The sequence below is a fragment of the Lysobacter sp. SCRH-1R genome, assembly GCF_057747855.1.
The window spans coordinates 1361936-1375036 of record NZ_CM173227.1 but is presented as its reverse complement, the minus strand read 5'-3'; the positions used below and the strand labels follow the sequence as shown (position 1 = coordinate 1375036).

Sequence of the window (13101 nt, the reverse complement as noted above, 5' to 3'; positions counted from 1 at the left end):
TTCCCCCGCCGAAACTGAACAGCCCATGGCCCACTGGACCGAACTGGACACCCCCCATGGCCCCGTCCGCGCCTGGCGCGCCGAGCCGGCCGGGCCGTCGCACGGCGCGGTGATCGTGCTGCAGGAGATCTTCGGCGCCAACGCCCACGTCCGCGCCGTGACCGAGCGCTTTGCCGCCGCGGGCTTCATCGCGCTCGCGCCGGCGCTTTACGACCCCGTGGCGCCCGGCATCGAGCTGGACTACGACGAGGCCGGCACCCAGCGTGGCGTGGCGCTGCGCAACGAGCTGGGCTTCGATCGCGCGGTGGACATCGTCGCCGTCGCAGCCGAGACGCTGCACGCCGAAGGCCTGCGCGCGGGCGCGGTGGGGTTCTGCTGGGGCGGCAGCGTGGCGTTCCTTGCGAACACGCGGCTCGGCCTGCCCGCGGTGTCGTACTACGGCGCGCGCACCCTGCCCTTCCTCGACGAGCCGTTGCGCGCGCCGATGATGTTCCACTTCGGCGAAACCGATTCGAGCATTCCGCCCGAAGCGATCGAGCAGCATCGCCGGAAGCAGCCGCACGCGACGATCCACCTCTACGCCGGCGCCGGCCACGCGTTCAATCGCGACATCGACAACCACGCCTATGCGCCGGCCGCCGCCGAGACGGCGTGGCGCCGCACCCTCGATTTCCTGCAGGAGAACCTGCGATGAACCGCGCCGGGAATCACGGCGGCTGGCAGTTGCACGCGCAGCTCGCACAGGACACGCATCCGGTCGCGCATCTGCGCCTGAGCGAGCTGCGGCTGATGGACGATGCGAACCATCCGTGGCTGATCCTCGTGCCGCGCGTCGCCGATGCGGTGGAGCTGGTCGATCTGGACGCCACGCAGCAGGCCGCGCTGCTGGCCGAGATCAACCTCGCCAGCCACGCGCTGCGCGCGGCGTTCAAGCCCCACAAGCTCAACGTCGCCGCGCTGGGCAACGTGGTGTCGCAGCTGCACGTGCATGTGATCGCGCGGTTCGCCGACGACATCGCCTGGCCGCGTCCGGTATGGGGCACGGCGAGCGCGAAGCCCTACACGCCCGAAGCCCTGGTCGCGCGCATCCAGCAGTTGCAGGACGCGCTGAAACAGTGAGTCCGCGCGCGGCCTGCGACATCGAAGCGCTGGCCGACGATGCGTGGCTGCTGCGCTTCGGCGATCGGATCGATCCGGCGCTCAACGCCGCCGTGCACGCGATGGCGGCGCGACTGCGGGCGCGGCAGCCCGGGTGGTTGCGGGATCTGGTGCCGGCGTATGCGAGCCTGGGGGTGTTTTTCGATCCGGCGGAAGATGCGGCGCGGGTGCATGGTGAGTTGCTGGCGCTGGTCGATGGAGCATCGCCAGCGGTGAGCGGGCAACGTGCATCGGACGGCGATTGTTCGCCCCTTCCCCTGCTTGCAGGGGAGGGAGTGCCGAGACTCGTTGAGATCCCGGTGCTCTACGGCGGCGAACACGGGTCCGACCTCGAATCCTCCGCAAGCGAACTCGGCCTTTCCCCGGCCGAACTGATCGCCCGCCACACCGCCGGCGATTACACCGTCGCGATGATCGGTTTCGCTCCCGGCTTCCCGTACCTCTCCGGCCTCGATCCCGCGCTCGCGCTGCCGCGCCTGGCGACGCCGCGCGCACGCGTGGCCGCGGGCAGCGTCGCGATCGGTGGCGCGCAGACCGGCATCTATCCGCGCGAAAGCCCCGGCGGCTGGCGCGTGCTCGGGCGCACGCCGTGGGTGCTGTTCGATCCGGACCGCCAAGCGCCAACGCGCCTGCTGCCGGGCGACCGCGTGCGTTTCCGCGCGATCGACGCCGACGAGTTCGCGCGTCTGGGACGCGGGCAGGACACCGCATCGTGACGCGCACCTTGCACGTCCTCGCGCCGGGACTGCTGACCACGGTGCAGGATCGCGGCCGTGGCGGCTGGCGCCATCTCGGCGTCGCGCTCGCGGGTGCGCTCGACAGCGACGCCGCATCGCTGGCCAACCGGCTCGTCGGCAACGCGGCCGACGCCGCCGTGCTCGAACTGACCCTGCGCGGGCCGACGCTGCGCTTCGATGCGCCTGCACGCGTCGCACTGGCCGGCGCGGCGACGGCCATGCGGTTCGACGGCGAATGCGTGCCCTGCGGGCGTCCGGTCGACCTTCCGGCGGGCACGCTCGAACTCGGCGCATTGCGCGGCGGCGCGCGCGCGTGGCTGGCGATCGACGGTGGCATCGATGTCGCCCCGGTGCTCGGCAGCCGCAGCACCGACCTGCGCGGCGGCTTCGGCGGGTGGGAAGGACGCGCGCTGCGTGCAGGCGATGCGCTTCCGCTCGGCGCGACGCACGCGCGCCCGATCCATGCGCCGCGCGCGCCGGCGTGGTGGATCGATCCGACCGACGACGCCCAGCTGCCGATCCGCTACTGCCCGTCCGTGCATCCCGCCGCGACCGCCCTCGCCCGCCGCGCGTGGAGCGTCAGCGCCAGCAGCAATCGCCAGGGACTGCGGTTGCAGGGCGATGCGCTGGCGTCGACCGGCGGCGACGGCGTCTCCGAACCGGTCGCGCCCGGCACGATCCAGTTGCCTGCCGACGGCGGCCCCATCGTGCTGCTGCGCGACGCGCAGACCGTCGGCGGCTACGCGAAGCTCGGGCACGTGATCGCCGCCGATCTGCCGCGCCTGGCGCAGTGCGTTCCGGGACAGCCGCTGCATTTCGCGCCCGTGGACGCCGCCACCGCCCATCGGCTGGCTTGCGCGGCACGTGCGCGCATCGCCAGAATCGGCGTGATGATCGACGCGCGCCTCGCCGCGGTCTGAACCTTCCACTCTTCCTGGCGGACTCGAATGAAATCCAACATCGTCGGCGCGCTGGTGCTGGTCGTGATCGGCACCCTGTTCCTGCTGAACAACCTCGGCTTCACCGACATGAGCCTCGGCCGGCTGCTGATGACCTGGTGGCCGGCGATCCTGATCGTGGTCGGCCTGGGCATGCTGTTCAAGCGCGGCTGAGGCCGCGCGATCCCAAGCACGTGGGCACGCGCATCGACTTCAATTGCGACTTGGGCGAAGGCTGCGGCGACGATGCGGCCATCCTTCCGCACGTGACCTCCGCGAGCATCGCCTGCGGCGGCCACGCGGGCGATGACGCATCGATGCGCGAAACGCTGCGCCTGTGCCGCGCGCATGGCGTTGCGGCGGGCGCGCATCCTTCGTACGAGGATCGCGAACACTTCGGCCGGCGCGCGCTCGACGTGCCGCCCGGCGACGTGGCCCGCATGGTGCGCGGGCAGGTGCGACGCCTGCGCGCCATCGCGCAAGAGGAAGGCGTGCCGCTCGCGCACGTCAAACCGCATGGCGCGCTGTACAACGTCGCGGCGGACGATCGCGCCGTCGCCGACGCGATCGCCGCGGCCGTCGCGGACATCGATCCGACGCTGGTGCTCTACGCCTTGTCGGGCTCGGCGCTGGCGGAGGCCGGCATCGCACAGGGGTTGCGCGTCGCGCATGAAGTCTTCGCCGAACGCGGCTACGACGCGCGCGGGCGGCTGCGTCCGCGCGGCACGCCCGGCGCGGTGATCGATGCGCTGGACGACTCCATCGCGCAGGTGCGACGCCTTGCACTGCACGGCGAAGTGCTGGCCGACGATGGCCGCGTCGTGCGCCTGCGCGCCGACACGCTGTGCCTGCACGGCGATCGCGCGGACGCGGTGCAGTTCGCACGCGCCGTGCGCGAGGCGCTGGAAGCCGACGGCATCGCGGTGCGCGCGTTCGGAGCCACCGCATGAACGAAGCGATCAACTACTGGCCGCTGATCGGCGTCGCATGGGTGGTGGTCGGCTTCGTGCTGCGCGCCAATCCGGTGATCGTGGTGGTCAGCGCAGGGCTGGTGAGCGGTCTGCTGGCCGGCAAGTCGATGGGCGAACTGCTGGCGCTGCTCGGCGAAAGCTTCGTCTCCAACCGCGCGCTGCTGATGTTCGCGATGACGCTGCCGACCATTGGCCTGCTCGAACGCGCCGGCCTGCGCGAGCACGCGCTGCGCTGGATCGAAGGCTGGCGCCGGCTCACGCTGTCGCGGCTGCTTGCGGGCTACCTCGCCGCGCGGCAGGGCCTGAGCATGCTCGGCCTGATCGACATCGCCGGCCACGCGCAGACCGTGCGACCGCTGCTCGCGCCGATGGCGGAATCCGCTGCGTCCAAGCCGAACGGCGCGATCTCGCGCGACGACACGCAGAAGGTGCACGCGCTCGCCGCGGCCACCGACAACGTCGGACGTTTCTTCGGCGAGGACGTGTTCCTGGCCTTCGGCGCGGTGCTGCTGATCCAGGGCTTCTATGCCGAACACGGGATACACCTGGAGCCGTTGCAGATCGCGTTGTGGGCGCTGCCCACCGCCATCGCCGCGTTCGTGATACACGCCGTGCGCATCGTGTTCTTCCAGCGCGGCCTCGATCGCCGCACCGCCGCGCACCGCGCCGCACAAGCCAGCGGGAGCGCGCACGCCGATGCTGTCGATTGAACACTTTTACCTGCTGCTCGCGCTGTTCCTGCTGTACGCGGGACTGCGCAACCTGCGCGAGCGCCGTTTCGCGCACGCGGCGTTCTGGACGCTGCTGGCGGTGCTGTTCGCAGCCGGAAAACCGGTGCTCGATGCATCGAAGGGCGGCGACCGCTTGCCCGCGCAGGTGGCCGGCGCGGCCGTGATCGCGCTCGCACTGCTCGCCACGCGCATGCGCCGCGAACCGATCGACGAAGCACCGCACGCGCAGCGGCTCGCCTCGGCGCAGCGGCTGCGCCACAAGCTGTTCGTGCCGGCGCTGATCATTCCGGTCGTCACGGTGTTGATCGTGCTGTTCGGGCCGGAACTCGCGTTCGGCGCCACGCCGGTGTTCGGCGAAGGCAGCATCACGCTGATCGGGCTGGCACTGGCGTGCGTCGTCGCGACGTTCGCGGCGATGCTGGTCACGCGCGAGCGCCCCATCGCCGCGCTCGGCGAAGGCCGCCGGTTGCTCGACACGATGGGCTGGGCGGCGCTGCTGCCGATCGTGCTGGCGACGCTGGGCGGCGTGTTCGCGGCGAGCGGCGTCGGGGACGCGGTGGCGTCGATCGTGTCGATGCTGATCCCCGCCGACAGCCGCCTCGCCTGCGTGCTGGCCTACGGGCTCGGGATGGTGTTGTTCACGGTGATCATGGGCAACGCGTTCGCGGCGTTCCCGGTGATGACGGCCGGCATCGGCCTGCCTCTGCTCATCCAGCAGCACGGCGCCGCACCGGCGATCCTGGGCTCCATCGGCATGCTCACCGGCTACTGCGGCACGCTGATGACGCCGATGGCGGCGAACTTCAACCTCGTTCCGGCCGCGCTGCTGGAACTGGACGATCCGAACGCGGTGATCCGCGCGCAGTTGCCGACGGCCATCCCGCTGCTGCTGGTCAACCTCGCCCTGATGTACTGGCTTGCCTTCCGATGAGCGCGAATCCCCTCCCGCACGTGCTGCTGACCGGCTTCGCGCCGTTTGGCGGCGAGGCGACCAACCCGAGTTGGGACGCCGTGCAGGCGCTGGAAGGCGAGATCGTCGCCGGTCATCGCATCGTCGCGCGCTGCCTGCCGGTGGAGTTCGAGGCATCGCTGCACGCGCTCGCGCAGGCGCTGGACGAGCTCGCACCGACGCTGGTGATCTGCGTCGGACAGGCCGGCGGACGCGCGCAGATCTCGCTGGAGCGCGTGGCGATCAACGTGATCGACGCGCGCATTCCCGACAACGCGGGCGCGCAACCGATCGACGAGCCGGTCGCTGCGGATGGACCGGCGGCGTATTTCACCGGATTGCCGGTCAAGGCGATGCTGGCGGCGCTGCGCAATGCGGGGTTTCCCGCGGAGATTTCCCAGACCGCCGGCACGTATGTGTGCAACCACGTGTTCTACGGCCTGATGCACGCGCTGCGCGAGCGGCCCGGCGTGCGCGGCGGCTTCGTGCACATCCCCTACTCGCCCGCGCAGGCGGCACTGCATGCCGGTGCGCCGAGCCTGCCGGCGACGGTCGTCGCGCAGGCGTTGCGGCTTGCGGTGGGGATCGCGCTCACGATCGAGCGCGACGTGCGGATGGGCGGTGGCGCCACGCATTGAGCAGCAGTGCGTGAGGAGGAGCGAGGAGTGGGCGTCGTTCGTGCCCACCCACGCCCCGTCTCTCGCTCCTGACGCGTCACTTCTTCCGTGCGATGTACTTCTGCAGATGCGTCACGCGTTCCTGCGAAGCCGGATGGTCGTCGAGGAAGGACGTCTTCGCCTTGCCGTCCTGCGCGGCGAGCTTCTGCATCCCGCGCACCGAGGCATTCGGGTCCATCTTGTGGCGGCGCAGGAAATCCGCGCCGTATTCGTCCGCCTGCGTTTCGTTCGCGCGGCTGAACTTCGCGTTGACCGCCGCCTCGCCGATCGCGCCGATGTCGGACGCCGCCAGCTTGCCGACCGCGCCGCCCATCGCGGCCACGCCCTTGCGCGCGGCACTGGACAGGTACGCGGCGCGGTAGTGTTCCTTGCTGTGGCCGTGCTTGACGTGGCCGATCTCATGGCCGATGACCGACATCAACTCCGCGTCGTCGGGCATCAGGTCCATCAGGCCGGCGAACACGCGCACCGAACCGTCGGGTACGGCGAACGCGTTGACGTCCTTCACCAGGTACACCTTGAAGTTGAGCCGCAGGCCGTCCTCGCCTTCCATGCCCTGCGAGAGCCTGGCCAGGCGCTTCGCATAGGCGTTGCCGGCGGGCGCGACCGGGTTTTCCTTGTCCATCTGCGCGACCGATTTCGCGCCCAGTTCGACGACCTGCGCGTCGGTCAGCGTGAGACCGGTGATCGCGGTGGTGCCGGCGTCCTTCAGGCCCTGGCTGCCGAGCAGGTCGGCGAGCTTTCCGGCGCTGGCGCTCCCGGCCATGCACAGCAGGCCGGCCATCGTCAGGGCGAGTCGTGTCGTGTTGCGTGTCATGCGGCGTCTCCATCGCGCGGGGATCGCGCGTCGGGCGGATTTTCGATCGTGCGCGCGGCCCGCCCCATCGGAGGAATCCGAATGGCGCAGGAAAAAGGCCCGCAGTGCGGGCCTTCGGATTTCCCGTTACCTCGACGGCAACGACGTCAGTCCGCTTCGACCACGCGCGTATCGGCGACGAGGTCGTGAATGCAGCGACGGTCCGAACGGAAGATGAAGAGCACGTTTACGATGCTCAACACGCCGCCCACCAGCGGCACCAGGCCGATGCCGTTGGAGAACAGGTAGCGGCGTCCCATCAACACGCCCAGGCCGGGCTGCTGCCCGTCCATGTCGACGATGCGGATGCCGACCACTTTCTTGCCCCAGGTCTGCGCGCTGGCGTTGAGCGGCACGAACTGGATGGCGAAGAACAGGACCAGGCCGAACAGGCCCCAGCCCAGCTGCGTCATCAGCCCGGCGCCCTGCGCGAGCGCGGTGAAATACCCGCCGTAGATCATGATCGGGATGAACACCGCGAGGGCGATGAGGCCGTCCACGATGGCCGCCGCGAGACGCTTGCCGCGGCTGGCGGGCACGAGCCCGTCGGGCGGCAACACGTCGGCGACCTGCGCCTGCGGGCGCTGGTAAGGATTGTGCTGTTCCACTGCGATTTCCCCTTCGAGTGAATGTGCGTTGCGTTGGCCGGCTTCCCCTGGCGCACCGCCGCCGGCCGGGGGCGGTCAGGTGCGCGGCAGCGTGACGCCGGTCTGGCCCTGGTACTTGCCGCCGCGATCCTTGTAGGAGGTGTCGCAGACTTCGTCGGACTGGAAGAACAGCATCTGCGCCACGCCCTCGTTCGCGTAGATGCGCGCCGGCAGGGGCGTGGTGTTGCTGAATTCGAGCGTGACGTGGCCTTCCCATTCCGGCTCCAGCGGCGTCACGTTGACGATGATGCCGCAGCGCGCGTAGGTGCTCTTCCCCAGGCAGACGACGAGCACGTCGCGCGGGATGCGGAAGTACTCGACCGTGCGCGCCAGCGCGAAGGAATTCGGCGGAATGATGCAGACGTCGCTTTCGATGTCGACGAAGCTGCCGTTGTCGAAGTGCTTCGGGTCGACGATCGTGGAGTTGATGTTGGTGAACACCTTGAACTCGCGCGAGCAGCGCACGTCGTACCCGTAGCTGGAAGTGCCGTAGCTGACGATGCGGTGGCCGTCCGCCGCGGTCTTGACCTGACCGGGCTCGAACGGCTCGATCATGCCGTTGGGCTGCTCGGACATGCGGCGGATCCAGCGGTCGGACTTGATGCTCATGCGGTTGGGGCGGCTCGGGCGTGGGAACGGGGATTGTGCCGGAAAAGCAGGAACGAGTGACGAGGCATGGGAAACGCGAGCAAAAGCCGGGCTTTCCACTCGTTTCCGTTCCTCTCCCTTGCTTCCGGTCCCTTACACCAGCGAGGCCGAAAGCGGCGTCGCCACCCGCGGCCGGCGGGCCAGTTCGACCGCCATGCGCAGCGCCGTGGCGCGATACGCCGCGGCGGCGGCGCTCGCCGGCGCGGCGACGACCACCGGCGAGCCGGCATCGCCCTGCTCGCGGATCGCGATCTCCAGCGGCAGGCTGCCCAGCAGCGGGACGCCGTACTGCTCGGCCATGCGACGGCCGCCGCCCTCGCCGAAGACGTGCTCGGCGTGGCCGCAGTTCGAGCACACGTGCACCGCCATGTTCTCCACCAGGCCCAGCACCGGCACGTGGACCTTCTCGAACATCTTCAGTGCCTTGCGCGCATCCAGCGTCGCCACGTCCTGCGGCGTGGTCACGATCACCGCGCCCGCGACCGGGATCTTCTGCGCCAGGGTCAGCTGGATGTCGCCCGTGCCCGGCGGCAGGTCGACGATGAGGTAATCCAGGTCCCCGCTGAGCGAATGGCCCCAGCGGGTCTCGCCCAGCAGCTGGGTGAGCGCGGAGGTCGCCATCGGGCCGCGCCAGATCATCGGCGTGTCCTGGTCCACCAGCAGGCCGATGGACATCGCTTCCACGCCGTGCGCCTGCATCGGTTCGATGGTCTTGCCATCCGGGCTGTCGGGGCGGCCATCGAGGCCGAGCATCGTCGGGATGCTGGGGCCGTAGATGTCCGCATCGAGCACGCCCACGCGCGCGCCCTCGCCCGCCAGCGCGAGCGCCAGGTTCACCGCCGTGGTCGACTTGCCCACGCCGCCCTTGCCCGATCCCACCGCGATGAGGTTGCGCACGTTCGGCAGCGGCGACAGATTCGGCTGCACCGCATGCGAGGCGACGCGCGGATGCAGGTCGAGCCGCGTCAACGCCAGTCCTTCGTCGGCGAGCAGCCGCTGCACGTCCGCTTCGAGCCGCGGACGCAACGACGCGCACGGGAACCCAGGGACGATTTCTACCACCGCGCGGCCGTCCGCCACGGCGACGCGAATGCGCGCGTTCGCATCATTGAGCGAGAGGTCCGCATCGAAAACGCGGAGCGCGCCGATGCGCTGCTCCAGAAGCTGATTGATCACGTCGCAACCTTCTGTTTTGCCAGTTATGGCGACAAGGAAAACGCGGCTAATTTCACGTTAAGCACATGTTACGGTCCGATGACCGGGCCATGACGAGGGATACGAGTCCGGAATGAACGGAAGCACGTGCCTGCTCTCTCCTTGACGTCCATTTAGGGGTTCAACCAGATGCCAGTATCCAACAATCGGCTGCGCCGCAGCCGACTGAGCACCGCTTTGCTCGTCGCATCGCTCATGCCCGTCGCCGGCGTGGCGATGGCCCAGGAAGCCGGATCCGCCACCGACCTCGACAAGGTCACGGTCACCGGTTCGCTGATTCCGCAGACGCAGATCGAGAACTTCACGCCGGTCACCGTGATCTCGGCCGAAGACATCCAGATGCGCGGCTTCACCAGCGTGTCGGACGTGCTGCAGCAGTCCACGTTCCAGACCGGCGGCCTGCAGGGCGGCCAGACCTCGGCCTCGTTCACGCAGGGCGCCGAAGCGTCGGGCATGTTCGGCCTCGATCCGGGCTACACCAAGTACCTGATCAACGGACGCCCGATGGCCAATTATCCGGCCCTGTACAACGGTTCGGACACCTTCAACAACATCAGCGGCATCCCGGTCGACCTGGTCGAGCGCATCGAGATCCTGCCGGGCGGCCAGTCGTCGCTGTACGGCTCCGACGCGATCGCCGGCGTGGTGAACGTGATCCTGAAGAAGAACGTCGACGGCCTGTCGGTGAACCTGCGCGGTGGCGCGTACAGCGACGGCGGCGGCGACAGCTTCCGCGTCAGCGTGTCCGACGGCTTCACCAGCGCCGACGGCCGCCTGAACCTGATCGGCGGCCTGCAGTACGAGACCCGCGATCCGATCTGGGGCTACCAGCGCGACCTCACCAAGCAGTACAACCCCAACGGCTATTCCGCCGCTGCGGCCAGCCGCGACTACGTGGTGATCAACGGCTCGGCCGGCAACTCGTACCTGTTCCTGGATCCGGCCAACTGCGCGAACGTGACCGGCCAGTTCGGCGGCACCGAGGGCCTGCAGTCGCGTCCGAACCTCGGCCAGTACTGCGGTTCGTTCAGCACGCCGGGCTACCGCACGCTGCTCAACGGCAAGGAAGCCACGCAGATCTACGGGCATGGCACGTACGACCTGACCGACAACGTCCAGCTCTACGCCGACGTGCTGACCAACCACGAGGACGTGGAGTACGCCACCGGTTCGGGCTACACCTGGTGGGGCACCAGCGCGAAGTACGGCTACTACTACGATCCGGACCAGGATGCGTTCCTGAACCTGCAGCGCGCGTTCTCGCCCGAGGACATCGGCGGCCAGGGCTTCAAGGACATCATGAACACCGACCGCAACCGTTCCTACCAGGTCACCCTGGGCGCGAGCGGCATGTTCGGCAGCAACTGGGACTGGGACGTCGGCTTCACCCGCACCGAGTACAAGCTGACCGAGCACCAGTGGGTCCGCTTCGCCGACGCGATCGACAACTACTTCCTCGACCACGTGCTGGGCCCGCAGCTGGGCACGGAAAGCGGCTATCCGATCTTCCGTCCGAACTACGCGGCGTTCTACACGCCGATGTCGCCGTCCGACTTCGCCAGCTTCACCGGCTTCGTCGACACGCGCAGCAAGACCACCGACAACACCCTGCGTGCGCAGCTGACCAACTCGGCGCTGTTCTCGCTGCCGGGCGGCGATGCCGGCCTGGCGGTGGTGGTCGAGGGCGGCACGCAGAGCTGGGACTACACGCCCGACGCGCGCCTGATGCAGGATCCGGAGACGCTGGAATCGGAGATCTGGGGCCTGACCTCGGTGAACGGTTCGGGCGATCGCGACCGCTACGCCGTGACCGGCGAACTGCGCCTGCCGCTGTGGGAGCCGCTGACGGTGACGGTGTCCGGCCGCTACGACGCGTTCAAGGTTGCCGGCCAGACCATCGACAAGCCCACCTACAGCATCGGCGTGGAATACCGTCCGGTCGAAAGCTTCCTGCTGCGCGGCAAGTACGGCACGGCGTTCCGCGCGCCGACGCTGTCGGACGTGTTCCAGGGCCTGAGCGGCTACTACAGCTCCGACACCGATTACTACCGCTGCTCGCTGGAAGGCTACACGCCGGGCAACACCCAGGACTGCGCGTACGACAGCACGCAGTACTTCGGCCAGCAGTCGGGCAACCCGGACCTGCAGCCGATCGAGGCCGACGTGTGGAACGCCGGTTTCGTGTGGGCGCCGATCAACAACCTCTCGTTCTCGATGGATTACTTCCACTGGGACATCCGCGACGAGGTCGACCAGCTCAGCAGCGACCAGCTGCTGCTGGCCGAGTACTTCTGCCGCACCGGCCAGGCCAACACCGCCTCGGCCAGCTGCGACAACGCCCTCGCCTGGGTGACCCGCGGCGCCAACAACGAGATCCAGCAGATCTACACGCCGAAGATCAACGTCTCGCAGCAGAAGCTGGAAGCGGTCACCGCCAGCCTCAACTACGTGCTGGACATCGGCAAGTGGGGCTCGCTGGCCTTCGCCGGCAACTACACCAACAACCTCAAGCACACGGTCACGCCGCTGCCGGGTGAGGACGAGATCGACCTGCTGCGCGATCCGTACTACATGTGGGTGTACGACGCCTATGCGAAGACCCGCGCCGACGCGTCGGTGGGCTGGAACATCGGCAAGCTGACCACCACCGTGTACGCCAATCGCATCGGCAAGACGCCGAACTACGTGGCCTACGCGACCGGCTCGTGGGATGACGAGATCAACGGTGCGCGCGCCGGCTGGTTCGCGCCGTACTCGACCTACAACCTGACGTTCAACTACGACGCGACCGACAACATCCGCCTGTCGCTCCTGATCAACAACGTCCTCGACAAGACGCCGGAAGACCAGGCGTCGAACTTCCCGGGCACGGAGGACACGCCGTACAACAACTACCTGTACAGCGCGTACGGCCGCTCCATGTACGTGGAGATGCGCTACAACTTCGGCAAGTAAACGTTTCGCTTCGCGAAGTCCCGGACCCCGCCGCGAGGCGGGGTCTTTTTTTGCGTGCGGCAGGCGTCCGGGACGGGGTTCCGTACGCCATCGGATGCGGTATAACTGGGCGGAATTCGATCCCTGGGAGGGGACACATGCGCACCAAGTTGCTCACCCTGTTGTTGCTGGCCCTGCCGCTGGGCGCCTTCGCCCAGACCTCGCCCGTGGGCCAGTGGACCACCATCGACGACAAGACGCAGAAGCCCAAGTCGGTGGTCGAGATCTACGAAGCGAAGGACGGCAGCCTCGCCGGCCGCGTGACGGAGATCCTCCAGTCCGATCGCGGCCCGAACCCGGTCTGCGACAAGTGCTCCGGCGAGCGCAAGAACAAGCCGGTCAAGGGCATGGTGATCCTGTGGGGCATCAAGCAGAAGGGCGAGACCTGGGAAGGCGGGCAGATCCTCGATCCGGCCAGCGGCAAGGTCTATTCGGTCAAGGTCACCCCGGTGGACAACGGCAACAAGCTGGAAGTGCGCGGGTTCATGGGCTTCTCGCTGCTGGGCCGCACGCAGACCTGGAACCGCCGCTGACGGCGGTCCCGGCTTCGACGAACGCCCCGGCATGCCGGGGCGTTCTG

At 68.7% G+C, this 13101-nt stretch carries 15 protein-coding genes; 11 read left to right on the top strand and 4 right to left on the bottom strand.

Translation table 11 applies throughout. The features are described 5' to 3' along the window. Positions 1-25 precede the first annotated feature (25 nt). From AC3ANK_RS06225 to pcp, 9 genes are read left to right on the top strand one after another with little or no spacing between them, the layout of a single operon-like run. Positions 26-694 carry a dienelactone hydrolase family protein gene (locus tag AC3ANK_RS06225; protein ID WP_484172420.1) on the top strand — a complete coding sequence of 223 codons (669 nt, stop codon included), beginning with the start codon at positions 26-28 and terminating at the stop codon, positions 692-694. Next, positions 691-1119, top strand: a complete 429-nt coding sequence (locus tag AC3ANK_RS06220; protein ID WP_206859309.1) for an HIT family protein — start codon at positions 691-693, stop codon at positions 1117-1119. The genes AC3ANK_RS06225 and AC3ANK_RS06220 overlap by 4 nt, the downstream gene beginning before the upstream one ends. Beyond that, positions 1116-1874 carry a 5-oxoprolinase subunit PxpB gene (pxpB, locus tag AC3ANK_RS06215; protein WP_484172419.1) on the top strand — a complete coding sequence of 253 codons (759 nt, stop codon included), beginning with the start codon at positions 1116-1118 and terminating at the stop codon, positions 1872-1874. The genes AC3ANK_RS06220 and pxpB overlap by 4 nt, the downstream gene beginning before the upstream one ends. Beyond that, on the top strand, positions 1871-2815 hold the full coding sequence (locus AC3ANK_RS06210; RefSeq protein WP_484172418.1) for a 5-oxoprolinase subunit C family protein: 945 nt from the start codon (positions 1871-1873) through the stop codon (positions 2813-2815). Before pxpB ends, AC3ANK_RS06210 begins: the two co-directional genes overlap by 4 nt. Positions 2816-2842: 27 nt before the next feature. Further along, a complete protein-coding gene (locus AC3ANK_RS06205; RefSeq protein WP_181902663.1) occupies positions 2843-3007 on the top strand; it encodes a LiaI-LiaF-like domain-containing protein in 165 nt (54 codons plus the stop codon). A 20-nt stretch (positions 3008-3027) separates the two neighbouring features. Next, the gene (locus AC3ANK_RS06200) at positions 3028-3783 is read left to right on the top strand and encodes a LamB/YcsF family protein (protein ID WP_484172417.1); all 756 of its coding nucleotides are present in this window, start codon (positions 3028-3030) and stop codon (positions 3781-3783) included. Next, positions 3780-4514, top strand: a complete 735-nt coding sequence (locus tag AC3ANK_RS06195; protein ID WP_484172416.1) for a DUF969 domain-containing protein — start codon at positions 3780-3782, stop codon at positions 4512-4514. Before AC3ANK_RS06200 ends, AC3ANK_RS06195 begins: the two co-directional genes overlap by 4 nt. Continuing rightward, positions 4501-5466: a DUF979 domain-containing protein gene (locus tag AC3ANK_RS06190; protein ID WP_484172415.1), complete on the top strand. Its 966-nt coding sequence runs from the start codon at positions 4501-4503 to the stop codon at positions 5464-5466. The genes AC3ANK_RS06195 and AC3ANK_RS06190 overlap by 14 nt, the downstream gene beginning before the upstream one ends. Next, positions 5463-6122, top strand: coding sequence for a pyroglutamyl-peptidase I (gene pcp, locus AC3ANK_RS06185; protein WP_206859324.1), 660 nt, complete (start codon positions 5463-5465; stop codon positions 6120-6122). Before AC3ANK_RS06190 ends, pcp begins: the two co-directional genes overlap by 4 nt. A gap of 76 nt (positions 6123-6198) precedes the next feature. Here pcp and AC3ANK_RS06180 read toward each other — a convergent pair whose 3' ends face one another. From AC3ANK_RS06180 to apbC, 4 genes are all read right to left on the bottom strand, one after another. After that, entirely contained in the window at positions 6199-6978 is a 780-nt protein-coding gene (locus AC3ANK_RS06180; protein WP_484172414.1) for a M48 family metallopeptidase, read from the bottom strand. A 146-nt stretch (positions 6979-7124) separates the two neighbouring features. Then, on the bottom strand, positions 7125-7625 hold the full coding sequence (locus tag AC3ANK_RS06175) for an RDD family protein (RefSeq protein WP_206859327.1): 501 nt from the start codon (positions 7623-7625) through the stop codon (positions 7125-7127). A gap of 75 nt (positions 7626-7700) precedes the next feature. Continuing rightward, complete coding sequence (gene dcd / locus AC3ANK_RS06170) at positions 7701-8273, bottom strand: dCTP deaminase (RefSeq protein ID WP_206859328.1); 573 nt, start codon at positions 8271-8273, stop codon at positions 7701-7703. 132 nt (positions 8274-8405) lie between these two features. Continuing rightward, entirely contained in the window at positions 8406-9488 is a 1083-nt protein-coding gene (apbC, locus tag AC3ANK_RS06165) for an iron-sulfur cluster carrier protein ApbC (RefSeq protein ID WP_484172413.1), read from the bottom strand. A gap of 168 nt (positions 9489-9656) precedes the next feature. On the opposite strand from apbC, the gene AC3ANK_RS06160 reads away from it, so the two are divergent. Together AC3ANK_RS06160 and AC3ANK_RS06155 are read left to right on the top strand one after the other, a co-directional pair. Continuing rightward, on the top strand, positions 9657-12482 hold the full coding sequence (locus AC3ANK_RS06160) for a TonB-dependent receptor plug domain-containing protein (RefSeq protein ID WP_484172412.1): 2826 nt from the start codon (positions 9657-9659) through the stop codon (positions 12480-12482). Positions 12483-12619: 137 nt separating this feature from the next. Further along, the gene (locus tag AC3ANK_RS06155; protein ID WP_206859333.1) at positions 12620-13054 is read left to right on the top strand and encodes a DUF2147 domain-containing protein; all 435 of its coding nucleotides are present in this window, start codon (positions 12620-12622) and stop codon (positions 13052-13054) included. Positions 13055-13101 lie beyond the last annotated feature (47 nt).